At 65.0% G+C, this 24,613-nt stretch carries 22 protein-coding genes; 6 read left to right on the top strand and 16 right to left on the bottom strand.

The window, feature by feature from the left end:
- Positions 1-14 precede the first annotated feature (14 nt).
- Together AC56LV_RS07750 and AC56LV_RS07755 are read right to left on the bottom strand one after the other, a co-directional pair.
- Entirely contained in the window at positions 15-3,068 is a 3,054-nt protein-coding gene (locus tag AC56LV_RS07750) for a CHASE domain-containing protein (protein WP_499556809.1), read from the bottom strand.
- A gap of 148 nt (positions 3,069-3,216) precedes the next feature.
- Entirely contained in the window at positions 3,217-3,798 is a 582-nt protein-coding gene (locus AC56LV_RS07755) for an acyl-homoserine-lactone synthase (RefSeq protein ID WP_499556810.1), read from the bottom strand.
- Positions 3,799-4,034: 236 nt separating this feature from the next.
- Here AC56LV_RS07755 and AC56LV_RS07760 point away from each other — a divergent pair, with 236 nt between their 5' ends.
- A complete protein-coding gene (locus AC56LV_RS07760; RefSeq protein ID WP_499557977.1) occupies positions 4,035-4,247 on the top strand; it encodes a helix-turn-helix domain-containing protein in 213 nt (70 codons plus the stop codon).
- On the opposite strand, the gene AC56LV_RS07765 is transcribed toward AC56LV_RS07760, so the two are convergent.
- Positions 4,222-4,974, bottom strand: a complete 753-nt coding sequence (locus AC56LV_RS07765) for a helix-turn-helix transcriptional regulator (RefSeq protein WP_499556811.1) — start codon at positions 4,972-4,974, stop codon at positions 4,222-4,224. The genes AC56LV_RS07760 and AC56LV_RS07765 overlap by 26 nt on opposite strands.
- A gap of 484 nt (positions 4,975-5,458) precedes the next feature.
- Between AC56LV_RS07765 and AC56LV_RS07770 the strand changes: the two genes are divergently transcribed.
- The gene (locus AC56LV_RS07770) at positions 5,459-6,073 is read left to right on the top strand and encodes a phosphohydrolase (RefSeq protein WP_499557979.1); all 615 of its coding nucleotides are present in this window, start codon (positions 5,459-5,461) and stop codon (positions 6,071-6,073) included.
- Positions 6,074-6,091: 18 nt separating this feature from the next.
- Here AC56LV_RS07770 and AC56LV_RS07775 read toward each other — a convergent pair whose 3' ends face one another.
- The 3 genes from AC56LV_RS07775 to AC56LV_RS07785 form a co-directional block, all read right to left on the bottom strand.
- The gene (locus tag AC56LV_RS07775; RefSeq protein ID WP_499556812.1) at positions 6,092-7,528 is read right to left on the bottom strand and encodes a sugar porter family MFS transporter; all 1,437 of its coding nucleotides are present in this window, start codon (positions 7,526-7,528) and stop codon (positions 6,092-6,094) included.
- 527 nt (positions 7,529-8,055) lie between these two features.
- Complete coding sequence (locus AC56LV_RS07780; protein ID WP_499556813.1) at positions 8,056-10,149, bottom strand: ATP-dependent helicase; 2,094 nt, start codon at positions 10,147-10,149, stop codon at positions 8,056-8,058.
- 327 nt (positions 10,150-10,476) lie between these two features.
- Positions 10,477-10,695: a hypothetical protein gene (locus AC56LV_RS07785; protein WP_499556814.1), complete on the bottom strand. Its 219-nt coding sequence runs from the start codon at positions 10,693-10,695 to the stop codon at positions 10,477-10,479.
- Positions 10,696-10,836: 141 nt separating this feature from the next.
- On the opposite strand from AC56LV_RS07785, the gene AC56LV_RS07790 reads away from it, so the two are divergent.
- From AC56LV_RS07790 to AC56LV_RS07805, 4 genes are all read left to right on the top strand, one after another.
- On the top strand, positions 10,837-11,445 hold the full coding sequence (locus AC56LV_RS07790) for a chromate transporter (RefSeq protein ID WP_499556815.1): 609 nt from the start codon (positions 10,837-10,839) through the stop codon (positions 11,443-11,445).
- Positions 11,442-12,023 (top strand): chromate transporter, encoded by a 582-nt coding sequence (locus AC56LV_RS07795; protein WP_499556816.1) that lies wholly within the window; start codon positions 11,442-11,444, stop codon positions 12,021-12,023. Before AC56LV_RS07790 ends, AC56LV_RS07795 begins: the two co-directional genes overlap by 4 nt.
- A gap of 61 nt (positions 12,024-12,084) precedes the next feature.
- Positions 12,085-12,927 carry an S-formylglutathione hydrolase gene (gene fghA, locus AC56LV_RS07800; protein WP_499556817.1) on the top strand — a complete coding sequence of 281 codons (843 nt, stop codon included), beginning with the start codon at positions 12,085-12,087 and terminating at the stop codon, positions 12,925-12,927.
- 377 nt (positions 12,928-13,304) lie between these two features.
- On the top strand, positions 13,305-14,843 hold the full coding sequence (locus tag AC56LV_RS07805) for a methyl-accepting chemotaxis protein (RefSeq protein ID WP_499557981.1): 1,539 nt from the start codon (positions 13,305-13,307) through the stop codon (positions 14,841-14,843).
- A gap of 61 nt (positions 14,844-14,904) precedes the next feature.
- On the opposite strand, the gene AC56LV_RS07810 is transcribed toward AC56LV_RS07805, so the two are convergent.
- From AC56LV_RS07810 to AC56LV_RS07855, 10 genes are all read right to left on the bottom strand, one after another.
- A complete protein-coding gene (locus AC56LV_RS07810) occupies positions 14,905-15,861 on the bottom strand; it encodes an MBL fold metallo-hydrolase (protein WP_499556818.1) in 957 nt (318 codons plus the stop codon).
- A gap of 71 nt (positions 15,862-15,932) precedes the next feature.
- Positions 15,933-17,612 (bottom strand): 4Fe-4S binding protein, encoded by a 1,680-nt coding sequence (locus tag AC56LV_RS07815; RefSeq protein ID WP_499556819.1) that lies wholly within the window; start codon positions 17,610-17,612, stop codon positions 15,933-15,935.
- Positions 17,609-18,235, bottom strand: coding sequence for a DUF3306 domain-containing protein (locus AC56LV_RS07820; protein WP_499556820.1), 627 nt, complete (start codon positions 18,233-18,235; stop codon positions 17,609-17,611). The genes AC56LV_RS07815 and AC56LV_RS07820 overlap by 4 nt, the downstream gene beginning before the upstream one ends.
- Complete coding sequence (locus AC56LV_RS07825) at positions 18,232-18,660, bottom strand: DUF3305 domain-containing protein (protein ID WP_499556821.1); 429 nt, start codon at positions 18,658-18,660, stop codon at positions 18,232-18,234. The genes AC56LV_RS07820 and AC56LV_RS07825 overlap by 4 nt, the downstream gene beginning before the upstream one ends.
- A gap of 31 nt (positions 18,661-18,691) precedes the next feature.
- Complete coding sequence (locus AC56LV_RS07830; RefSeq protein ID WP_499556822.1) at positions 18,692-19,249, bottom strand: hypothetical protein; 558 nt, start codon at positions 19,247-19,249, stop codon at positions 18,692-18,694.
- Positions 19,246-19,695 (bottom strand): hypothetical protein, encoded by a 450-nt coding sequence (locus AC56LV_RS07835; protein WP_499454390.1) that lies wholly within the window; start codon positions 19,693-19,695, stop codon positions 19,246-19,248. Before AC56LV_RS07835 ends, AC56LV_RS07830 begins: the two co-directional genes overlap by 4 nt.
- A gap of 8 nt (positions 19,696-19,703) precedes the next feature.
- Complete coding sequence (locus AC56LV_RS07840; protein ID WP_499556823.1) at positions 19,704-20,831, bottom strand: formate dehydrogenase subunit gamma; 1,128 nt, start codon at positions 20,829-20,831, stop codon at positions 19,704-19,706.
- A 9-nt stretch (positions 20,832-20,840) separates the two neighbouring features.
- The gene (locus tag AC56LV_RS07845; RefSeq protein ID WP_258834615.1) at positions 20,841-21,068 is read right to left on the bottom strand and encodes a hypothetical protein; all 228 of its coding nucleotides are present in this window, start codon (positions 21,066-21,068) and stop codon (positions 20,841-20,843) included.
- Positions 21,065-21,736 carry a formate dehydrogenase FDH3 subunit beta gene (gene fdh3B, locus AC56LV_RS07850; RefSeq protein ID WP_499556824.1) on the bottom strand — a complete coding sequence of 224 codons (672 nt, stop codon included), beginning with the start codon at positions 21,734-21,736 and terminating at the stop codon, positions 21,065-21,067. Before fdh3B ends, AC56LV_RS07845 begins: the two co-directional genes overlap by 4 nt.
- Before the next feature lie 34 nt (positions 21,737-21,770).
- A complete protein-coding gene (locus tag AC56LV_RS07855; protein WP_499556825.1) occupies positions 21,771-24,590 on the bottom strand; it encodes a molybdopterin-dependent oxidoreductase in 2,820 nt (939 codons plus the stop codon).
- Positions 24,591-24,613 lie beyond the last annotated feature (23 nt).

The following is a 24,613-nucleotide window of genomic DNA, read 5'->3' on the forward strand; positions in this document are numbered from 1 at the left end:
GCTAAAAGGGCTGGCTAGCGGCCGTCGCTGGCGCGCCCGCCAAACTGCGCCGAGACCTCGCGCTCGATGCGCACCAGCAGCGCCCGCAGGCGCGCCGTCAATGCCCGCGCCTGTGCCGTGCCGCCCCCGCGCAGGTCGCGCACCGGCTGCGCTTCCAGGTCTTCGCAGATGGCGGCGAACGCGGTGGCGCCGACCGCACGCGCGGCCGACTTCAGTTGGTGCGCCAGGCTGGCGGTGTGGGTCAGATCGCCCCCTGCCAGCGCCGTGTCGATGCCGGCCAGGTTCTCGCGTGTGGTGTCCAAAAACAGGAACGCGTATTTGCGCATCCGTTCGAGGTCGCCCCCGGCCGTCGCGGCCAGCAGCGCCACGTCGAGCACCGCACTGCCCGGTGCCATGGCCGCAGGCAGGTTGACGGCGACGTCCGACACCGGCGCCGTGGTGCGCCCCAGGCAGCGCGCGATGGTGGCGGCCAGCAGTTCAGGCACCACCGGCTTGGCGAGAAATTCGTTCATGCCTGCCGCCATGCAGCGCGCGCGGTCGTCCACGCCGGCATTGGCCGTCATCGCCACCACGAGCGTGCCGGCCAGGCGCGGATCGCGCCGGATGCGGCGGGTCGCCTCCAGGCCATCCATCACCGGCATCTGCACATCCATCAGCACGCAGTCGAAGCGCGCCTCGGCCATCGCCGCCAGCGCCTCTTCGCCGTTGCCTGCGACGACGACGTCGGCCCCGGCCAGTTCGAGCAGTTCGCGCGCCACCTGCTGGTTGAACGGGTTGTCCTCAACCAGCAGCACGGCGCAGCCGTCCAGGCGCGCCTGCGCCGGCGCGGGCGCTGCGCCCAGGCCCGAACTGGCGCCCGCCCCCACCCGCGCACCGGCGCCATCGTCCAGCGCCAGGCGCGCTGTAAACCAGAAGATGCTGCCCACGCCAGGCGTGCTGGTGACGCCGACCTCACCGCCCATCAGTTCAGCCAGCTGGCGGCTGATCGCCAGTCCCAGGCCGGTGCCGCCGTGAAGGCGCGTGGCCGACTGGTCGGCCTGCTGGAATGGCGTAAACAGGTGCTGCAGCGCGTTCGGGGCGATGCCGATGCCGCGGTCTTCGACTTCGAAGCGCACCAGGATTTCAGGGCCAAATGCATGCGCCAGGCGCGCCCGCATCGTGATGCGTCCACGCTCGGCGAACTTGACGGCGTTGCCGGCAAAATTGAGCAGCACCTGTTCAAGACGCAGCGAATCGCCGCACAGGGGCCGCATCAGCTCGGGCGCGATCTCGATATCGAAGCCCAGCCCCTTGGCGGCAGCCGTCGTACTCAGTTGCGCCTCGACGTTGCGCATCAGGGCGTCGGGCATGAAGCGTTCGGTCGCCAGTTCGAGCATGCCGGCCTCGATCTTGGAAAAGTCGAGGATGTCATTGATGATGCCCAGCAGGTGCTGGCCCGAGTGGTAGATTTTTTCGAGGTAGTCGCGCTGGCGCGGGTCGGGCCCGGCCTGCAGCGCCAGGTGCGTCATGCCGATGATGCTGTTCATCGGTGTGCGGATCTCGTGGCTCATGTTCGACAGGAAGTCGCTCTTGGCCTTGCTGGCTGCGTCGGCGCGCGCCTTCAGGCGGTGCAGTTCGGTGATGTCGGTCGACACGCACAGCACGGCCGGCGCTTCGTCGACCTGCAGCGGCACACGCACGCTCCACAACTGGCGCGTGGCGCCGTCCGGGCCGGCCTGGGCCACTTGCGCACTGCTCTGGCGGTCGGCCCGCAACACGGCGCGGTCCAGCTCCCAGGTGGCGTCGGCCTGGCCCGCATCCATCGCCTCGGTATCGGGCCGGCCGATCAGGTCCGTTGCCGGACGACCTAGTCGCGAGGCGCCCTTGGCATTGAGATAGCGGATGCGGCGCGCGCCGTCCTTCAGATACACCTCGGCGTCGATGTTATCGAGCACCGTGTCGAGCAGCAGGCGCTGCTCGACGGCGGCGCGGCGTGCTCGGTACTGGGCAAGGAACAGCCCGTACATCAGCAGCGTGCCGATGAAACCGGCGGCGAGCGCGCCCAGCGGCACATAGCGGTCGACGCCGACCAGCATCTCGTCCATGGGCGCCGAGAAGTGGGCTTTCCAGCCGTTGCCGACGTAGTTCACGCCCAGTACCGACACGAAATGCAGCGCCGGATCGGGCGGGTTGCTGCGCACGTCCACGCCGTGCAGCAGGATATCCCCCGCCACCGGCGCGCCCGGCCGGCCGGTGTAGCGGCGCCCGGTGCCGTACAGGCTCACACGCAGCGGCTGCGCCTCGAGCGAGACGAGCGCATTGCGCACCATTTCCTGCACCGAAAAGAAGATGCCGAATGAGCCGAGATAGGCGGCCCGGCGCTCGGCCACACCCAGCGGCAGCACGCCCCCGACATACACCGGCAGGCGCATGCCAAGCGCGTTGTGCGGCACCGGGTCGGGCAGGAACACGGGCTGCCCCGACGCGACGATGGTGCCACTGTCGCGCGCTTGCGATATCGCCCGCGCGACCAGTGGCCGGGACGCCATGTCGAAGCCGAGCCGGCGGGTCGGCTTGTCGGCCGGATACTGGTAGGTCACCACTTCGTACCACGGGCGGCGCCCGGCCGGAAAGATCTGGAAATCCGGGTAACCACGCACATCGACGCTGCGGTCGGCGCGCATGGCGGCAACGAAGGCGTCGCGCTCGTTGTCGGGCACGCGCGTGGCGAACGTCAGAGCTTCGATGGCCGGATAATTATTCGACAGGTCGAGCGCCGCTGCGTAACGGTGGAACGACGCCCGGTCGGGCACCGCACTGCCGCCGCCAGCCGCATGCAGGGCGGCCATCGCGCGCACGGCGCGGGCATACGAGGCAATGGCGTTGTCGAGCCGTTCCTGGGCGCCGCGCGCCAGGTTGTCGAAGCGGCGCTGCGCATCGGTTTCGACGGCGGCGCCAGCGACCGCATGCAGCAGCATGCCGATCGCCAGCGCCAGCAGGACGCCGCCACCCCACAGCACGATGGGCCGGCCCACGCGCGCGGCGGCAAGTTCGATGGCGCGGGCGCCACGCAAGGCTGATAGGTTCATGCTTCCCCTTTCGGGCGATGCATGCCCCGCATATTGGTAAGAATCAATGTGAGTATATCGATGCACCGGCATGGCGGGACCACCGTCACCATCCCGATGAGGCACGCGAGCAACACATCACCCCTCACCGGAGCGCCGCAGCCCCTGCTTACGATGCCAGGCGCTTGGCGAACAACGCGGCCCAGGTCGGCTCGATCTCGACATACAGCGCCACGGCCTGCTCGATCCCGACCGCCTGCGGCATGCCGATGCGCGTGATGACCACGCCGGCGCGCCGCAGCATGCGCTCGATCGCTGTCGTGGTCACGGTGATGTAGCGCGACAGCCCGCGCTTGTGGGCGTCGTCGATGATGGCGGCAATCGACTCCATCGTCATGGCCGAGAATCCATAACCGGCCACCCCATCCGTCTCCAGCGCAAAGCGCGACAGCTCCCAGATCTGCGGGTCGCTGGGCGCCGCCTGCCCGTCGAGCAGCTGGGGGAACGAATCCTTGAGCATGTACGGCCCTTCGGTGGGCAGCAAGCGCCAGCAGCCGCGCAGCGTGGCGTCGTCGCGCATCAGCATGTAGCGCGGCTCGAGGGCGTCGTAGCCATCGATTTCCATGCCCGACAACACCGGTACTTCCCACCCAAGCCGCCCGCGGAATACCCGGGCGCGCAGCAAGTGCATTTCGCACAACTCGTTCGATGGAATGGCGCGGCGTGGCGCGATCCGGATATGCATGCTCATTACCCCTCCCTGAAATGACATCTGGTCGATCGGAAAATGCAATACGCATAAAATCGTTATGCAAGTCGGGTAGCCTGGGTACTATCAGCTCTGCTAGGTGGCGAGCAATGTCGGGAGTGCAATACTTTTGCTTATGCAGTTTTCCAGGTGCTGTCTTCACTTTCCCGAAAGGAATAATCATGGCAATCGAAATGATGTCCGAAGCGCTCGCCGCCGACATGCACGCCAACCACGTCATGGGGGCAGCCGCTGTGCGCATGGCGCCGCATGAACTGCGCCGCCTGCGCATCACCAAGCGCGAAAGCCAGGAAAAGTTCTGGGGCCGCTTCGGCGTCACCCAGTCGAGCGGCTCCCGCTTCGAGACCGGCCTCGCCATCCCGACGCCTGTGTCGATCCTGCTGCGCATGTATGTCAATGGCAAGCTCAGCGATGGTGATCTTCAGGGGTAATCAAGCCAAGGCCGATGGCCTTGACCACGGCCTGCTGGCGGGTGTTGACGTCGAATTTCTGACGTACATTCGCCAGGTGGAAGTTGACGGTCGCTTCGGAGCAGTTGGTGATGCGCGCAATTTCCCATGAGGACTTGCCCGCCATGACCCACTGCAGGACTTCCAGTTCACGCTTGGTCAGGCGCGGCGCCGCGCCCCGGCCTTCTTCGGGCCGCGCACCTTCCTCGCGAAAGCGATGCGATGAGGCGAACGCGTAATCGCGTACCAGCGCCAGCATCGGCAGCGCTTCCATCACGGCGCGCTGGGCGGCAATGTCCGGGCGCGCATCGGATGCAAAACTGATCACGCCGAATTCCCCCTGCGGGCCGTGCACCGGCAGCGTCACGCCGCTGCGGATGCCATGCGCGCTCGCTTCTTCGTACAAGCCCGCTTGCTGGGTGCCGGACGCGAACAGGCCCGGCTCCCACACCATCGGCAGCGTGCTCGTCAGGCAGTGCGCCACGGTTGGATCGACATACGCAAAACCGTTGCGGTCGTAGCGCTCGCGCCAGTTGTCGGCATAGTTACTGCGCAAAAAGGCGGACTCGAAACGCGCATGGCGCGAACCGACCAGCCCGAACAGCACTTGATCGAAACCCAGGGTCCGCGCGAGACTGAACAGGGACGCGCTCCACTGGGTCGCATCCCTGGCTTCCATCAACTCGAGCAGCAAGGCGGTATCAATCATGGGGTCACAAGAATATGCATCAGCGTTATCCTAGTCGGTTCACCCCCCTTCAAAATCCTCGAAAATTAACAATCGAGATATTTACACGCACCTATTTCACCCGTGTCGTGTAATGACAACAACTATTTTCAGTCTATTCTTCATTGCCGATTGCGTTTGGACTCCGTGTGAGGGGTCACTTGCTTCGAATTTTTCCCATGCAGTGCGCGTTTATGCTTTTGTTCTTAGACAACAAAATTGTGTCTTGACGTAGATCAATGAAACGTTCTTCCGGTGTTGCAGATCATCCCACGGGCGAGGTGGCACCTGCGGGACCGGATGACCGTCCAGCCGCGTCCCGCATGGGGCCTCGTCTGCGGGGCGTGGCCCGGTCAATCATGCGCAAAATGGCAGAGCCGGTGTGTAAAATCGCCACATGCACTTTCCCTCTTCACCGGTTCCACAGGGCGCAACGCCGGACACCACAACGCGCGCCTGGGTGCGCATGCCGTCGGGCCGCCGCCTCGACCTGCTCGACCCTACCCCGTTCGACTGGGACGACGCCGACCTGGCGCTGGGCCTGGCCCGCACTTACCGCTGGGGTGGCCACTCGGCGTGGCCGTTGCCGCTGTCGGTCGCGCAGCATTCGATCAGCGTGATGCTGCTGCGGCGCGCGGCAATGCCCTTGTTGTCGCCGCTCGACGAACTGCGCGAGCTGCTGCACGATGCCGAAGAAGGCTTGCTGGGATTCGATGCGATTTCGGTCATCAAGCCGTTTCTGGGCGACGCTTTTCGCGCCCTGACCCAGCGCCTGGAACACATGGTGTTTTTGCGCTACGGCCTGCCCGCCTGGGATGCCAAATCGCATGCGGCGCACAAGAAAGCCGACCGGCTGGCCGCGGCCAGCGAAGCAGTCCATGTGGCAGGCTGGTCGGCTGAAGAAGTCCGGCGCACGCTGAAAATTCGCGCGGCGATCCTGCCTGAGGACCCGCTGGCGCGCTATTACGATTGCGCACCATGGGAACCGTGGCCACCGGCGCTGGCCTGTGAACGTTTTTTGCGTGAGCTCGAACGGCTCACAGGCGCTGCCGCAACGGCGTCGATCAAGCCGGCGCCTTGAGAAGCGCCGGCCTGCCCCTTATGCTTTTGCGCGCGGGGTCAGTTCTTTTTCCAGATACTTTTCCAGGCCTTCGAGCGAGCGGCCGCGCGTCTCCGGCAGGCGCAGCGCAACGAAGATCAGCGAACCGACATTGATCGCGGCAAACAGGAAGAAGGTCGCACTGCCGAACTGCGCCAGCGCCAGCGGGAACAGCAAGGCCACGATCGCGTTGAAGATCCACTGGCACGCCACTGCGGTACCGGTCAGCACGCCGCGCAGGTGCATCGGGAACAGCTCGGACATCAACAGCCAGTACACAGGCGCAATCAGCATCTGCATGCACAGCAGGAAGCACAGGATGCAGGCCAGTGCGGCGTAGCTGCGCGTGATGCCATCGGGCATCCACAGCAGCACGGCGCCCAGCGCAAACTGCATGACGACGACGCCGGTCAGGCCCGACATCAGCATCGAGCGGCGACCATGCTTGCCGATCAGCCAGATACCGATAAAGGTAGCGATCACGGCGACCACGCCGTTGCCAATGGTCGCGGTCAGGGCTGCATTGGTGCCCAGGCCGGTCGACTGCAGGATGATCGGGGTGAAGTACATGAAGGCATTCACGCCCGTGAACTGGGCCATGAAGCCCAGGCCGATACCGAGCCACAGCAGTTTCCTGATCCATGGCGTGCCAAGCACTGCCGACCAGCCGGCCTGCTCGTGCTCGATCCCGTTCAGCCTGGTCATATCGGCCATCTCGGTTTCGATCTGCTTGTCGCTGGAGCGGATCTGCTGCAGCACGGCGCGCGCTTCATCCATGCGGTTCTTGCTGGCCAGCCAGCGCGGCGACGGCGGCACGAACATCATGCCCACACCCAGCAGCAAGGCGGGCACGGCGGCGATGGCGAGCATGTAGCGCCAGACATCCGGCGAATTTGAATAATGCGCCAGCACCGCGTTGAGCACGTAGGCGATCAACTGGCCGGTCACGATCATCAGCTCGTTCTGCGTGACCAGCCTGGCGCGCCTGCTGGGGCCCGCCATCTCGGCGATGAACACCGGCACGGTGGATGAGGCGCCACCCACGGCCAGGCCGAGCACGAAACGCATCGCGACCATCACCTCGACCGACGGCGCAAGCGTTGTGCCAAGCGCGCCGATCATGAACACCAGCGACAGCCAGATCAGTGTCATGCGGCGACCGAACCGGTCGGACAGCGTGCCCGCCATCAGCGAACCGACCGCGGCGCCGAACACCAGCGCGGATGTCACGATGCCTTCGGTCAGCGGGGTCAAGCCGAGGCCACCCTGCGATGGCGGCGCGCTCATGAACGGCAGCGCACCGGAGATCACGCCCGTGTCGTAGCCGAACGCGAGCGCGCCCATCGTGGCAACGATGGCGACCTTGAAGACGAAGCGGCTTTCCTTGGTATCGGGCGGCGGCGCTGGTGCGTCTGCCGGGGGGACTGCTGAAGACATACGGATCCTTTGTTGGAAATGGACAGGATAGGGAAACAGCGGGCCCATTTCGTCACCGTCCGGGCGACGGCGGCGTCGGTAAACGCAATAAGACGTTACCCGTCACGGTAATTTACTTGGCAAAGGATAAAGGGCTGCAGATGACACGACTGTTCGATAACAAACATATTAGTGAATGTGGTTCACTAACAAAAACGCAATGGTCTTGCCAAGATTGAATCGAGATGCGTTGTCATGCCAAACATGCTTAGAAGCATCAATAGACGCTAACTAACTGATTTTGTTCAGGGTTTTAGGCTATCCACAAGAATTGTGGATAACTGTGTGGACAAGCGCCACTTGACAAGCCACAAAGCCAGACGGGATGCGGGTTTCAACAAATTGCCCGTTCGAGAGGCAAAAATTTGTTCCAATAAAATCAACCACTTGCACGTGCACCACATGGGAGCAACAAGTTTATATGCGGCCCACTCCTACAAAAGCGTGACATGGGGGATAAGTGGCCGACGTGGCGTGATCTGCTGTCATCATTTCCAGGCATTGCGGGACCGGTCACGCACGAGCATGCGCACGCTGTCGGGCATGGGCGTGCGCAGCTCGCGCTTGTCGGCGCTCAGCCACGCCGATTCTTCAAAATGCTTGAGCATGACGGGCGTGACAAAACGCGAACGCGTTGCATACACATGGCGGTCGCCCATGCCTGACTGCTGCTTGATGAAGAAGCGGTTGGGCACGATCAGGTGCAGGTTGTCGCGGGCCCGGGTCATGGCCACATACAGCAAACGCCGCTCTTCCTCGATATCGTCCTGGTTGCCAGTGGCCATGTCCGACGGTATGCAGCCGTCGACCACATTGAGCACATGGACCGATTTCCACTCTTGCCCCTTGCTCGAGTGAATGGTGGACAGGACCACGTAATCGTCGTCGAGCAGTGGCGGGCCGGCGCGGTCACTTGTCGCTTCGGGTGGGTCGAGCGTGATCTCGGCCAGGAAACTTTCGCGATTGGCATGGCCACCCGACAGGGCGACAAGCTGGTCGAGGTCGAGTGCGCGCACCTGGAAATCGTCGTGCAGGCGCTCCAGGTGCGGCGCATACCAGTCGCGCGCCAGCTCCAGGTCTTGCGGCCAGCGCAGGCCAGGGGTACGCAGGCGCGCATACAGCGCGCAGAACGCCTGCCACTCGACGCTGCAGCGGGCCGGCACCGGGAACGCTGCCAGCGTGGCGGCGATATCGCTGCTTTCGCCTACCGCATCGAGCACGCGCGTGGCAGTTGCCTGGCCGATCCCGGGAATCAGTTGCAGCACGCGGAACCCGGCCAGGCGCCCGCTCGGGTTCTGGGCAAAGCGCAGCAGCGCCAGCACATCCTTGATATGCGAGGCTTCCAGGAATTTCAGCCCCCCGAACTTGACGAACGGGACGTTGCGCCGCATGAGTTCGAGTTCGAGCGCGGCGCTGTGGCTGGCCGCGCGAAACAGCACCGCCTGCGACTTGAGCGGCACGCCTTCTTCGCGCTGCTCGAGGATGCGGCTGCAGACCCAGCGCGCCTGCTCGGCTTCGTCGGGAATCAGGACCAGCTGCGGTTTGATGGCCGACGCCTTGTCGGTCCAGAGCGTCTTGGCGTGGCGCTCGAGCGCAGCGCCAATGACGGCGTTGGAGGCGTCCAGGATCGGCTGCGTCGAACGATAATTGCGCTCGAGCGTGATCAGGTGCGCAGGCTGCGTGAACTGGCCGGCAAAATCAAGGATGTTGCGCACGGTGGCGCCGCGAAATCCATAGATGGACTGGGCGTCGTCGCCAACCACCATCACGCCCCTGCCGTCGGGCTTCATGCCGGTGATGATCGCGGCCTGCAGGCGGTTGGTGTCCTGGTACTCGTCGACCAGCACGTGGTCGAACCAGCTGCCCAGCTCGGGTCCCAGCACCGGGTCGGCTGCCATCTCGGCCCAGAACAGCAGCAGGTCGTCGTAGTCGAGCACGTTCTGCGCCTGCTTGGCATCGACATAGGCGCCAAACAGCGTCTTGAGCTGGGCTTCCCATTCGGCGCACCAAGGGAAATAAGCCTGCAATACCTGATCCAGCGGATCGCGGCTGTTGACCACCCGCGAATAGATCGACAGGCAGGTGCCTTTCATGGGGAAGCGTTTTTCGGTGCGCGACAGGCCGATCTCGTGGCGCACCATGCCCATCAGGTCCTCGGCGTCGCCCCGGTCGTGGATCGTGAATTGCGGGTCGAGCCCGATGCGCCCGGCGAATTCGCGCAGCAGGCGTGCACCGATGCTGTGGAAGGTGCCGGCCCAGGGCAGTGCCACCGGCGCCTGGGTCCGGGCAGCCGCGCCCCGGCCAAGCAGGCGGTGCAGGACGCCGCTGGCGCGCTGGCTCATCTCGCCGGCGGCGCGGCGCGAAAACGTCAGCAGCAGGATGCGCTGCGGATCGGCGCCGGCCCCGATCAGGCGCGCCACACGGTGCGCCAGCGTATTGGTCTTGCCCGACCCGGCGCCGGCCACCACCAGCAACGGGCGCGATGTGGCCACGCCGATGTCATGCTCGACCGCGGCGCGCTGCTCTGGATTCAGGCTGGCGAACGGGTCCTCAATGGCAGGCTCGGCGGTAGCGGTGGTCATGGTGTGGCAGACGGAGAAAGCGATACTGTACATTTATCCAGTACCAAACCACAAGCGCTAAATCGCGCGACCGCGGGCAGAGCCTGGGCGTGACATCGGGCACGGATTACCGTGCCGGCGCCAGGCCATGGAAAAATAAAACGGTTCTGGATATCCACAAAGTCTGTGAATAACTATGTGGAAAAGCGGGGGCTTGACACGCTGGACATGGCCTGCGGGGCGGCTTTCAACAATTTGCCTATTGGGAAGGCAACGACGGTGACAACTGCAGATTCGCCCCAAACAAAGGCGCCCGCACCCTTGACAGCGCCCGCGCCGCTGTGCGGATTACGCCAGTGCGCGGCGCCGCTCGGGCTCGAGCAAAACACGCTCGATGACCTTTGGCCGCACACCGTTGGACTTCAGGTATTCGACCGCCGGCACGACGCCGAGTTCACTCAGGGTGGCAATGCCGCGGGTGACGACATCGCGCTGGCCGGCATTGGATCGCAACTCGGACACGCTGGCAGCGCGTGGATGGATGTCTTGCGCGTGCAGTGGGTTCATTGCTGAGCTCCGGTGATGGTGGATGTGTCATGCACCACGATTATTGGCGAAGTAAATCCAAAGTCAATGGCAAACGTGTATCAGTCCGCGAATACAAGGCCATGCCAAGCGCGGGCACGGCGCAGCAGCGATAATAACGGGATGAGCCAATCGCCCCTTCCCTCCCCAAACGCGCCGCCGGGCGAAACCGCCGCAGCCCACCCGGTGCCCACCTCATGCACCGACCTGTTCGTCTCGTTCACGCTGATCGCCCTGCAGGGCTTTGGCGGTGTGCTGGCCGTGATCCAGCGCGAAATGGTCGAGCGCAAACGCTGGTTGAGCAACGAAGAATTCATCGAAGAATGGTCGGTCGCGCAAATCCTGCCGGGGCCGAACGTGTGCAACCTGGCGCTGATGATCGGCCAGCGCCATTTCGGCCTGGCCGGCGCGATGAGCGCACTGGCCGGCTTGCTGGCGGCGCCGCTGGTCGTGGTGCTGGCGCTGGCCCTTGTGTACGCCCGCTTTGCCGATGTGCCGCAGGTCCAGGGCGCGCTGCGCGGCATGGCGGCCGTCGCCGCAGGACTGGTGGCAGCCACCGGCCTGAAGATGTCGGCCGCGCTGGGCAAGAACGTGCTGCCGCTCATTGTCTGCATACTCATCGCTGCGGTCGCCTTCGTGCTGCTGGCCTGGGTGCGGGTGCCGCTGGCGGCGGTCGTGCTGGGACTTGGCGGCCTGGGCTGCGTACTGGCCTGGCGCAGGCTCACCCCATGAGCGCGCCACAACTCGTCTTTACCTGGCACGACTGGGTCAGCCTGTTCACGCACTTTCTGGGGTTGTCGCTGATGTCGCTCGGCGGCGCGATCTCGACCACCTCCGAAATGCAGCGCTACCTGGTCGAGCGCCAGGGCTGGCTGACGCCGGCGCAGTTCGGCGACTCGGTGGCGCTGGCGCAATCGTCGCCCGGGCCGAATGTGCTGTTCGTCGCGCTGCTGGGCTGGAACGTCGGTTTGAACAATGGCAGCACGGCGGCCGCGCTCTGCGGTGTGGTCATCGCCATGATCGGCATCATGCTGCCGTCGACCGTATTTACGTATCAGGTGGCGCAGTGGGCGCATCGCAACCGGGGGCGGAGGGCCGTGCGCGCGTTCAAGCAGGGCATGGCCCCGCTCGTCATTGCGATGCTGCTGTCGACCGCCTGGCTGCTGGCCTCGGGCGGCGCCACCGGTCTGGACCACTGGCCACTGTGGCTGCTGTCGGCAGTGAGCTGCATCGTCATCTGGCGCACCCGCCTGCACCTGCTGTGGATGCTGGCGGCCGGCGCCGTGCTCGGCGCGATTGGACTGGTGTAGTTGGCATGCGTTTGCAGGACGCGGCATACTGGCCGCATCTTTCACTGCCCCCCACATGACGATGTCCGAACTCCTGAACCAACATGCCTGCTTCGGCGGCGAGCAGCGTTTTTACCAGCACGCCTCCAGCGCCATCGGCCTGCCGATGAAGTTTTCGGTCTACCTGCCGCCCGGCGCCAGCGGCAAGAAGCTGCCGGTGCTGTTTTACCTGGCCGGCCTGACCTGTACCGAAGAAACGTTCATGACCAAGGCCGGCGCCCAGCGCGTGGCGAGCGAACTGGGCATCATCCTGGTGGCGCCCGACACCAGCCCGCGTGGCGCCAACGTGCCGGGCGAAACCGACAGCTGGGACTTCGGCGCCGGCGCCGGCTTCTACCTTGACGCCACCGAAGCGCCATGGTCGACGCATTACCGCATGCACAGCTACCTGCTCGAACTGCACGCACTGGTGCTCGATCTGCTGCCGGCGGATCCGGCGCGCGTTGGCATCTTTGGCCATTCGATGGGCGGCCACGGCGCGCTCGTCATGGCGCTGCGCCACCCAGAACTGTTCCGCTCGGTGTCGGCGTTTGCGCCCATCGCCGCGCCAAGCCGCTGCCCATGGGGCGTCAAAGCTTTTGGCGGCTACCTGGGCCCGGATGAAAGCACCTGGCAGCAATATGACGCCAGCGCGCTGATGGCGCAGCAGGAAACGGCGCCTTTCCCGGACGGTATCCTGATTGACCAGGGCCTGGCCGACAAGTTCCTGCCCGAGCAGTTGCGGCCGGAAGCCTTCGAAGGCGCCTGCGCCCGCATCGGCCAGCCCCTCACGCTGCGCCGCCAGCCGGGCTATGACCACGGCTACTATTTCATCTCGACGTTCGTCGAAGACCATCTGCGTTTCCACGCACGTCAGCTCGGCTGACTCATGACGGCTTCAGCCCGGCTGAAGCCGTTTTACTGCACGTTCCCCTCCCCGCTCTCCCGCCCACTCTGCCGCTTCCGTCGTCAATTCCGCTCGCTTGTGTCCTATTCGCGATGATTGCTGTCTGATAACTGCAACAAAACTCGTCTTTCTTTAGATCGTCTCCAGGCAAGTGACAATCACCATAGTCACAAAGTTTCCACGGGGATACAATTCTTTCTCAAAATCCCCATCTGCATCCCCATCGTTACCGCGCGGCTCGCCAGGATGCACGTCCCCACTTCACGTCCGTCAAACACGTCAATAAAAAGATGAAACTCAGCTTCCGCACCAAACTCTACCTGCCACTGGTTCTCAGCTGGTTGTGCCTGTCAGTGATGGCGATTCTCCATGTCTACGAAAGTAACGCCCAGCGTCTCGAGGAACGTAAAATCGCACTCAGATTTGCGACCGATGTCGGCATGTCCACCGTCAAGGAATACGCGGAATTGGCGTCATCTGGGGCGATGACCGTCGAGGAAGCACAGCAGCAAGCCCTCAAACGTCTCAAGTCCATGCGTTACGGGAAGGATGGCTATTACACGGTCGTCGATTCAGCGCCGAAGATGCTGATGCACCCGGTCAAGGCGGAGCTGATCGGCAAGGACCTCAGCAACTTCAAGGATACCAACGGCACCTACTTGTACCGTGACGTGGCGGCCATTGCCAAAGACAGCGGAGAAGGCTGGGTTGAATACGTCTGGCCCAAGCCGGGCAACCCGGACCAGCAGCAGGTGTTCCCGAAAGGCGCCTATGTGCTCACCTACAAGCCGTGGGACTGGACCTTCATGACCGGTCTCTACATGGACGACCTGCATGACGCGTTCGTTGGCGACCTGTGGCGCGCCGTCGTCTTCCTGGCGATTTGCGGTGTGATCCTGAGCACAATCGTGTTGCTGGTACTGCGTAATATCACACGCTCGATCCGCCAGGCGGTCAGTGCAGCGGACGCCGTGGCCGGCGGCGACCTGACGCATCACATCACGATCGAAGGCAAGGACGAGATCGCGCAACTGATGTCGTCGCTTGACAAAATGCAGCAAGGCCTTGCCAACGTGGTGAGCGAAGTACGCCAGGGCACGGACGCCATCGCCGCCGCTTCATCGCAGATCGCGCAAGGCAATCTGGATCTGTCGGCGCGTACCGAGCAGCAGGTCGCTTCGCTCGACAAGACTACTGCGTCGATGGAAACGCTGGCCGGCACGGTACGCGAGAACGGCGAGTATGCGCGCCAGGCCAACACGCTGGCGCTGTCGGCGTCCGATGTAGCAACCCACGGCGGCACGATCGTTTCTCAAGTGGTCACGACGATGGCGTCGATCAATGCCTCATCGACCAAGATCGTCGACATCATCAGCGTCATCGATGGCATCGCCTTCCAGACCAATATCCTGGCGTTGAACGCTGCCGTCGAAGCAGCACGGGCGGGTGAGCAGGGTCGCGGCTTTGCGGTCGTGGCCGCTGAAGTGCGCAACCTGGCCCAGCGCTCGGCGGCAGCGGCCAGGGACGTCAAGACGCTGATCAGCGACTCGGTTGCGACGGTCGAGGCAGGCAGCAAACTGGTCGGCGAAGCGGGCAGCACGATGGATGACATCGTCGCGAGCGTCAAGCGCGTGACGGATATCATCGGCGAAATCGCGGATGCCGGACAAGCGCAGCAGGTGGAGCTGAAACAGATCAACGACACCATTCTCGAGATGGACAGCACGATGCAGCAAAACGCAGCGCTGGTCGAAGAAGCGGCATCGGCATCTGCGTCGCTTCACACGCAGGCACACAACCTGACCGGTGCGGTCAGCCTGTTCAAGCTGTCGGCAAACCAGCTTCACCCGGGCACGGCGCCCCGCCTTGCACTGACGTCACGCGCCAACACCTGATCGTCGGTCTCGGTCATCGCCCTGCACTTCTGCACGGCGGTGACCGCGCGTCAGCACCGAATCACTTCGCCGGCGGCTTGCGCAGCACGAACCGGTAACGCTCCCCGTGCGCCAGGAAGCTGACGCGGTCACCCCACCCTGCTGCCTTGACCTCGCGCGCGAAATCGGCGAGCGGCGACTTGAAGACGTCGTAGTCGTTGTAGTGGATCGGGATGGCATGGCGCGGCTGCACGATCTGCAGCAGCTGGACGCCGTCCTGTGCGTCCATCGTCACCTTGAACACGCCCAGGATGCGGGTCCCGCCAAGATGCAGCAAGGCCAGATCGATGCCGGGGAAGCGCTGCGGAATGTCCTTGAGATCGTCGTGGATCAGGGTATCGCCGGTCACGTACATCCGGTAAGCCGGTTGCGCGGGGTCGGGGCCGAAGTCATACACCGCCCCCATGACGCTGGGCAGCAGCGCTTGCGCGCCGAGCTTGCCATGCCTGCCCGGCGCTGACGTGATCCGCACGCGCGTGGCGCCTTTCTCGACGTCGAGCCGGTCCCAGTGCGCCAGGCCGATCGTGCGCACGAAGCCCAGGTTCTTGAGCGCCTTGGCCGCGCCGGGTGTCGTCACAATCGGAATGTTCTTGTCGAGCTTTTCCTGCACCCGCTTGTCGAAATGGTCTTCGTGCATATGCGACAGCACTACCAGATCGATGGGCGGCAAATCCTCGAGCGCGATCGCGGGGTTGGTCAGGCGCTTGGACGTCAGGCCATAGCCAAGGTGGACGTGCTCGCCCTTGTGCAGAAAATTCGGATCGGTCAGGATCGTCAGGCCCCGGTAGCGGATCAGCACCGTCGCCGTGCCGATGAACTGGACGCCGTCCTCCTCGGCGACCGGCGCCTTGGATGGAGCCGGCAGCGTTAGGGAAAAGCCCGCCCCGGGGGCCGGCAGCGCTTTGGCTGGCAGCGACGTCTGCTGCTGCCCCCCGGCATGCGCGGCGGCGACCGGCGCCACTGCCAGCATCACCATCATGAAAAGGCTGCCTGCGCGCTTCGTCCAGTGTCTCATCATTGCCTTCCTTTACAGCTGCCTTGCGAATTGACCTACAGGGTGCGCCTGAGCGTCGTCACCTGCATCTCGTCGGTCGGCGTCATCATGTCCACGACGCGGCAGTCGCCGCACATCTTGAGGCGATCCAGATTGCCCGTGAAGGCAGGATGCGCCGCGAGCCGGCCCAGCATGTTCTCGACCATGTGCAGCGTGCCGAAGGCCTTGCTGCAGCGGATGCAATGAAACGGCTGCGACTCGTTGATGACCACCGCCTGCATGCGCTGGGGCGCGAACGACATGCGCGGCGCCAGCGTGATTGCATTTTCGGGACAGGTATTGGCGCACAGCCCGCACTGGACACAGTTCTTCTCGATGAAGCGCAGTTGCGGCGTGCCCTGCCCGTCCTGCAGCGCCGCGGACGGACACACGCCCACGCACGACATGCACAGGCTGCACGCCTTGCGGTCGAGCGCCAGCGCGCCGAACGGCGCGCCTGCCGGCAGAGCGATATGCTGCGGCTGCAGCGGCGCGTGCCGGTGCAGGTGGTCGAGCGCGTAATCGAGCGTGGTGCGCTTCTCTGGTGACAGGTGGAACAGGGCCGGCGCGCTCGGGGTATCGCCGCGCGGCGCATGCCGCAGCGCCAGCGCGAGCTCCTGCGCCGTGTCGCCGTTTGCGGCGTCGATCCGGATCAGCTGGAAATGCGGCCCGGCGTAACCCAGGCCATCCAGTACGGTCTGGGCGATCTGCATCTGGTGGGTCAGGGCCTCGACATACTGCGGCGCCTCGTCGCCCGTACAGAGGACCGAGATGCCGGCCGCGCCATAGGCCAGCGCGGCCAGCCAGACGTCGATGCCGGTCGAGGCCACGTGGTGCAGCGGGTACGTGAGCACCCGGCCAGGGATTGCATCGCCCAGCCCATCGAGCGCGGCCTGGCCGGACGCATCGTGCAGCAGAAGCACGGGCTGCGCGCCGCCGGCATCGGTGTACCCGCGCAGCAGCGCCTGGATCCGCTTGCCGGTCGCCGGCACCAAGGGATACGCGTAACGCATCGCGCCCGTCGGGCACACGGTCCCGCAGGCGCCGCAGCCGGCGCACAGGTAGGGGTTGACCCTGACCTTGTCGCCAGCACTGACGATGGCGCGTGCCGAGCAGATGTCGACGCAGGCGCTGCAGGCCTTGATGCCGTTGCGCCCGTGCGCGCAGATGCGCTCCTTGTAGCTGAAGTAGGTCGGTTTCTCGAAGTCGCCTACCATCTCGAGCAGTGTCTCGACGGCAGCCAGGCGCGCCTCCCCATCCGGCCCCGGCGCCTGGTAGCCGTGCGGCCGCTGGTGGCTGTCGATCAGGCGCACCGGGCACAAATCGAGCACGAGATCGAACCTGCCCTCGCCCACCGGCTGGCCCGGCGCCTGCCAGCGCGCCTCGAACGCGCCCAGCCAGCCGGCCAGCGCCACCGAGCGCGCGGCGTGCACCGGAAAAAGACGCGCCACGCCATCGGGTTCGTCGAGCAGCAGGACGGTGACCGGCAGCGCCATCGCCAGGCGTTCGGCCAGTGGCAATGCATCGCGGGCGGCGCCGACCACGAGGGTGCGGCCCGTCGAGCGGTATTCGACCGTGGCGGCCGGCTCGACGTCGGGAAATGCGTGCAGTACCTGCAGCGCGGCGCGGCGCGCCAGCGCGTCATGCTGTTGCTGGACAGGCGCGACGGGCATAGCGTCGCTGAGTCGAATTGTCATCTCGTTCCTTGTGGTGATGCAGGTGCACCTTGCGGCATGTCGGCAAACGGCAGAGGCACGGGTGCGGGCACGGCATCGCCTTCAGCAGCCTGGTGCATGCCGGCATCCATCGTTGCAGGGGATGGCGCAGGCGCCTCGTCGTGTACGGTAAGCGTGTCGTCTGGCGGCGTCTCGGGGCCTGCGGCCTCATCCGGCTCATCGTTCTTCCCGAACAGACGGTCGAGCACATTGGGAGCATGCTTGAGCGAAGCGAGCATCGCGTCGGTGAGCGGCGACGCCTTGGTGTAATCGCTGATATAAATATCCAGGCCGTCCATGACGGCGAAGTTCGGGTCGGCAAACAGTTTTTTGAGTGCCAGGCGCCTTACGGCCGGGTCGACGCCGCTGGCGACGAACCCGGCGTAATCCGACTCGGGCGTCAGAAGTGCCACGTCTTCCAGCGTAGGCGCCGGCCGTTCGGTCGCCCCGGTCGGCGTGGCCGGGGGTTGCTGCACCGGCTGCGACGCAGGCGGAACAGCAGCGGCCTGGGGCTGCGGCGCATCGGCAGGCGCCGGCTCGGGCTGTGCTTTCAGGCGCGCCCAGCGCCGCAAAAAACCTTCTTCGGGCATCGGGGTATCGCTCATCCGTGCTGCCGGCCCTTGCGCGGGCGCGGCGTGAAATTGTCACGCAGGTAGCTGGCCACCCACTGATAGATCTCGGCCGGCATGGTCACGCCGTCGGCGTCCTCGCCCGAATCGAACATGCGCGTGCCTTCGACATAGCTGACGGAGGCGCGCGCCGGCATGGCGCGTCCGTCCACCATGCGCCACAGCACGAACACCTTCGAGTCGGGCGCCATGATGTTCTCGTAATAGCCTTCGTTTTCGTCGGTGTAGAGTTCGAGCTCGATCCCCGACACCAGGTAATAGTCGCGCTCGGGGCTTTCGCTGAGCATCTGCAACGCGGCCAGGCCGCCGCGGTCGGGCACCACGCCGACGGCGCTCCAGCTGTCCATCGCGCCCCATTTATGCATCACGGCGCGGCGTTGCATGATGAATGCAACAGGCATGCTTCCCATTTTCATGACGGGGTCCAGGCTTTCATTGTTTGTGGGCGTCGTTCGGTACGCCGGGCCGGTTGACGGTGGGCGCGGCGCCACGCGGCAGGCTCGGCGTCGGTGCGCGCTTGACGTCCTCGCTTGGCCGCGCCGTGCCCAGTTTTTCGCTCTTGATCGGCACCGTCGCCGCGCGCAGGGCGTACACGCTGCGTGGCGCTGCGCCGGTGGCCGGCGCCGCCGCCGCCGTACCGGGCGCAGCATTGGCCGGCGCTGGCGCCGGGATGCCGGCCCCGGGTGGCGTGACATCCGACGCCGCCCGTGCCGGCACGGGCGCGGCGCTGGCCAGCGCCGTGGGCGGCACGATCCGGAACCCTTCGCTTGCGGCGCGCTCGCGCCAGTGCTTGCTGACCCTGTCCATCGATGCCGCGAGACGCTCTTTCTCTTCGGCCGCCTTGGCGTCGGCCTCGGCTTTCTTGGCCGCAGCCGCTTGCGCCTGCTTTGGCGATGGCGGTGGCAGTGCGGCCAGTGCGGTGCCGGCCAGCCCCATGCCGGCCACAAATTTGAGCTTCAGGATCAGCTTCACGATGCCATGGTTCGTCATTTCCCCTCCGTCTGGCGCGTTGCCGGTCCCTGCGGCGCCGCATTGCTGGCAGCGGGCGCCGGCTGGTTTGCCGCAGGCGCCGTGGCGCCACCGGTATCGCCCGACTGCAGATTCGCTCCTGCCCGGCCGGCACTGGTGGGCTGGGTCGTGCCGCTCGATGGTCCCTGGCCCGACTCCTGCGTCGTGCCGCCCGTTTCTGCGCCGCTGGTATTGCCGCCCGATCCGCCGGCGATGCCTGGCGTGCCGCCGGCATAGGTCGCGTCGGTTTCAGGCCGCGCCGTGCGCGCCATCACCTGGCCGCTGCTGCCGCCGCCCGCAGTCACCTGGCCCGGGTAGCCGGTCTGGATGACGCCGTCCGAGGCGGCCGGCCGGTCGCGCTGGCAACCGGTGAGCAAGGCGCAGCATGCGGCCACGCCAGCAAGTATCAAATGAGAACGTTGGTTCATGGCAGTCCTTAGTGGGCCGGGCCCGGTTGCGGACGGGGTCCGGGACCAGCGCTGCGGCCCTCCTGTGCCGGCGCGGCGGCGCCGGGGATCACGTTGCCGTCCTTATCCAGGCCGGGCGGCACGCCGGTTTTCATTTGCTCGTACCACAGCCGGTGGTGCGCCTTCGCCCAGTTTTCGTCCACGGTGCCGTGGCGCATCCCTTCGTAGGCGCCGGGCGTACCGACCGTGCCGATGAAGGCGTGCCCCATCGTGAACGCCATGTACAGCGCCGCGCCCGTCACGTGCAGCACGTTTGCCACCTGCATCACATAGCGCGTCTGGCCGACCGCAAAATCCAGCACCAGGCCGGAGACCGACACGATCAGCCCCAGCAGCGCCACGCCGCCCCAGAACCACGCCTTCTCGCCCGCATTGAAGAAACCGGCTGGCACATGCTCATGGGTGATCAGCCCCCCACCCTTCTTGATCCACAGCCAGTCGGCGCGGTTATAGAAATTGCGCTTCAGGAAAGTAGCAAACATCAGGATCGAGCACAGCACGAACAGCGGGCCGACGAAGTTGTGCAGGTACTTCGAGAGGATCGCGACCCACGAGAACACGTTGTGTCCCATCCACGGCAAGAAGATGTTCTTGCCATACATGATGATGATGCCCGTGACGCCCAGCGCGACGAAGGCAAACGCCGTGGCCCAGTGCACCTGGCGCTCCCAGCGGTTAAAGCGCTGGAGCTTGCGGCCCGATTCGGGCTGCGGTTCGGCCGGACCGATCGTCTTGTAGAACACGAAGATCGCCAGCGGCACGCCGAGCAGGATAAAGCCCGCGATGGTGGCCAGCGGGCCGTTGCGCAGATGGCGCCAGGTATTGCCGCCGCGCTGGACAATCACATTGCCCTCCTTGGTGCCGTACTGGCCCAGGTAATGGCGGTCCATGTGCACACGGCCCGAATCGGTCGACAGCAGGCCCGGATCGGGCACGCGTGAATCGGCCTCGATCTGCAGCATGGTCTGCTCTTCGGCATAGGCGGGCGTGGCGCGTTCATTCTTGCCCTGGGCCCAGGCCCCGGGCGCCATCAGTACGCCCAGTACCAGCAGCCCCAGACAGAGCATGGCGCGCAGCGCATTGGAAGTGGCTCGCATGATGTCTCCTCAGGGATTGGCGCGGTTGTACTCGTTCTGCTTGCCGTTGCGGTTCTCGACCGTGGCCCACCATGCCAGCCGGTCATTGTGGAAGCGGCGCTGGAAATGGCGGTCGTCCGGCTTGCCGGCGTACTCGCCCGCGATCCAGTGCGGGTGCTGGTCCACTTCGAGGCAGCCGGTCAGCAGCAGGGGCGCGGCCAGCGCGCAGACCTTGAGGATGCGGGTGCAATGTGTCATGTCGGGAACCTCCCCGGATCGTTCTGCGAATCGTTGAGCTTCTGGTTCACGCGTGGCAGGTTGCCCTTGTTCGTGATCTGGCCACCGCGCTTGGGCTTGCCGTAAGCGATTTTCCAGCCCCACAGTTCGGGGCCATAGCCGCGCGTTTCGACCCGCTGGCGATAGATGTCGGCAATGATATTGGCTTCGCCTCCCAGCAGCGCCTTGGTGCCGCACTGCTCGGCGCAGGCGGGTAGTTTGCCTTCCGCGATGCGGTTGCGGCCATACTTCTTGAATTCGGCTTCGGACGTATCGGGCTCGGGTCCGCCCGCGCAGAACGTGCACTTGTCCATCTTGCCGCGGTGGTTGAACAGACCCGTTTCGGGAAACTGCGGCGCGCCGAACGGGCAGGCGTAGTAGCAGTAGCCGCAACCGATGCACTGGTCCTTGCTGTGCAACACGATGCCGTCTTCGGTGTGGTAGATGCAGTTGGTCGGGCACACCGCCAGGCACGGCGCATCGGTGCAGTGCATGCAGGCGACCGACACCGAACGCTCGCCCGGAATGCCATCGTTGATCGTCACCACGCGGCGCCGGTTGATGCCCCAGGCCAGTTCGTGCTCGTTCTTGCAGGCCGTCACGCAGCCGTTGCAGTCGATGCAACGCTCGGTGTCGCAAATGAATTTCATTCTTGCGCTCATCGTATTTCTCCTGATGGTCGCGTCAGGCCCGTACCACGCGGCACAGCGACACTTTGGTTTCCTGCATCATCGTCACGGCGTCGTAGCCGTACGTCCAGCCGGTATTGATTGCCTCGCCGCGCACGATCGGCGCGCCGCCCTCCGGGTAGTTGTCTTTCAGGTCGTCGCCCATCCACCAGCCGCCGAAGTGGAATGGCGCCCACACCAGGCCCACCGGCACGCGCTCGGTCACCATCGCCATCATCTTCATGCGCGCCCCGGTCGGGGTTTCGAGCCAGACGTACTCGCCGATCTTGGCGCCGATCTGGACCGCGTCGCTCGGGTTGATCTCGACGAACATGTTCTGCTGCAGTTCGGCCAGCCATGGATTCGAACGCGTCTCCTCGCCCCCGCCCTCGTACTCGACCAGCCGGCCTGACGTCATGATCAGCGGGAAGTCCCTGGAAAAATCGACCGCCTGCACCGATTTGTACAGCGTCGGCAGGCGCCAGTGATTGGCCTTGTCGTCGTAGGTCGGGTATTGCGCGACCAGGTCGCGCCGCGGCGAGGCCAGCGGTTCGCGGTGGACCGGCACCGGATCGGGGAAGTTCCAGACATTGCAGCGGGCGCGCGCGTTGCCGAACGGCGCGCAGCCGTGCGCGATGACGACGCGGATGATGCCGCCGGACAGGTCGGTCTTCCAGTTCTTGCCTTCGGCCATGGCCTGTTCTTGCGGCGTGAGCTCGGCCCACCAGCCCAGCTTCTTCAGGAACACGTGGTCGAACTCGGGATAGCCAACGTCGAGTTCGCTATCCTTGTTGGCCGAACCGTCGGCCGCCAGCAGGCTCTCGCCATTGTGCTCGACGCCCCAGTTGGCACGAAACGGCAGGCCGCCCTCGGCCACGCTCTTGCTCAGGTCATACAGGATCGGCGTGCCCGGATGCTTCATTTCCGGGGTGCCCCAGCATGGCCACGGCAGGCCGTAGTAATCGCCCTTGCACGGTCCCGAATCGGCGCGCAGCGTCGTCGGGTTGAACGTGTGCTTGTTTTCCATGTGCAGCTTGAGCCGCTCGGGCGAGCAGCCCGTATAGCCGATGGTCCAGCACGAGCGGTTGATCTCGCGCAGGATGTCCTCGACCACCGGCTCGTTGTGCACCACCTTGATGGTCTTGCACAGCTGGTCGGCAAAACCCAGTTTGCGGGCGAACAGGTACATGATTTCGTGGTCGGTCTTGCACTCGAACAGCGGCATGATCACGCGTTCGCGCCACTGGATCGAGCGGTTCGACGCCGTGCACGAACCTTGCGTCTCGAACTGCGAGGCCGCCGGCAGCAGGTAGACGCCATCGGTACGGCCATGCATCGCCGCCGTCATGCTCGGATACGGGTCGATGACCACCATCATGTCGAGCTTTTGCATCGCCGCCTTCATGTCGGGCAGGCGGGTCTGGCTATTGGGCGCGTGGCCCCAGTAGAACACGGCGCGCAGATTGCTCGGCTGATCGATGAACTGGTTCTGCTCGTTGACCGCGTCGAACCAGCGCGACACGGTGATGCCGGGCTTTTCCATCAGCTCTTTCGAGCCGAAGCGCGATTTGATCCACTCGTAATCGACGCCCCAGACCTCGGCGAAATGCTTCCACGCGCCCTCGGCCAGGCCGTAATAGCCAGGCAGCGAATCGCCGTTCGGGCCGACGTCGGTGGCGCCCTGCACATTGTCGTGGCCACGATAGATATTGGCCCCGCCACCCGGGACGCCAATATTGCCCAGCGCCAGCTGCAGGATCGAGAGCGCGCGCACATTGGCGGTGCCCACGTGGTGCTGGGTAATGCCCATGCACCAGACCACCGATGACGGACGGTTGAGGGCGAGCATTTCAGCCGTCAGGCGCACTGCCGACTCGGGCACGCCAGTGACGTCGGACACCTTGTCGGGCGTCCATTTGGCCACTTCCTTGCGCACTTCGTCCATGCCGGTCGTGCGCTCGCTGATGTATTTTTTGTCTTCCCAGCCGTTTTCGAAGATGTGCCACAGGATGCCCCAGACCAGCGGAATATCCGTGCCCGGCCGCACCCGCACGTAATGGTGGGCAAAGCGCGCCGTGCGCGTGAAGCGCGGATCGATGACGATCATCTTGGCGCCCAGTTCCTTGGCGTGCAGGAAGTGCAGCATCGAGATCGGGTGCGCCTCGGCCGGATTGGAGCCGATGAACAGGACCGCCTTGCTGTGGTGCAGGTCGTTGAACGAGTTGGTCATCGCCCCGTAACCGAAGGTCTGGGCCACGCCGGCCACCGTCGTCGAGTGGCAGATGCGCGCCTGGTGATCGCAGTTGTTCGAGCCCCAGAAGGCCATGAACTTGCGCAGCAGGTAGGCTTGCTCGTTATTGTGTTTCGAACTGCCGATTAGCATCAGCGCATCGGGGCCGGCTTCCTCGCGCAGTTTAAGGAGCTTGTCGCCGATTTCGTTAATGGCCTGGTCCCACGACATGCGCACATATTTGCCATTGACCAGCTTCATCGGATAGCGCAGGCGATGCTCGCCAAAAGCGTGCTCGCGGACCGAGGCGCCCTTGGCGCAATGCGCGCCCATATTGATCGGCGAATCGAAGGCGGCTTCCTGGCGTACCCAGACGCCGTTGGCCACCACGGCGTCGACCGAGCAGCCGACCGAGCAGTGGCTGCACACCGTGCGCTTGACTTCGGTGGGCACGGGCGTATTGGGCAGCGGATCGGCTTGCGCCTGCTCGATGACGCCCAGGGGCAGATGGCGCCCCAGTGCGCCAGCGCCGGCAATGACGCCGGCACCAGCGAGGAAGCGGCGCCGTTTCAGGGCGCTGTCGCGCGTTGACTTGACCAGGGACATGGGGTGTTCCTATTGGATAGTGG

Source organism: Telluria sp. RB2R28 (assembly GCF_059685835.1).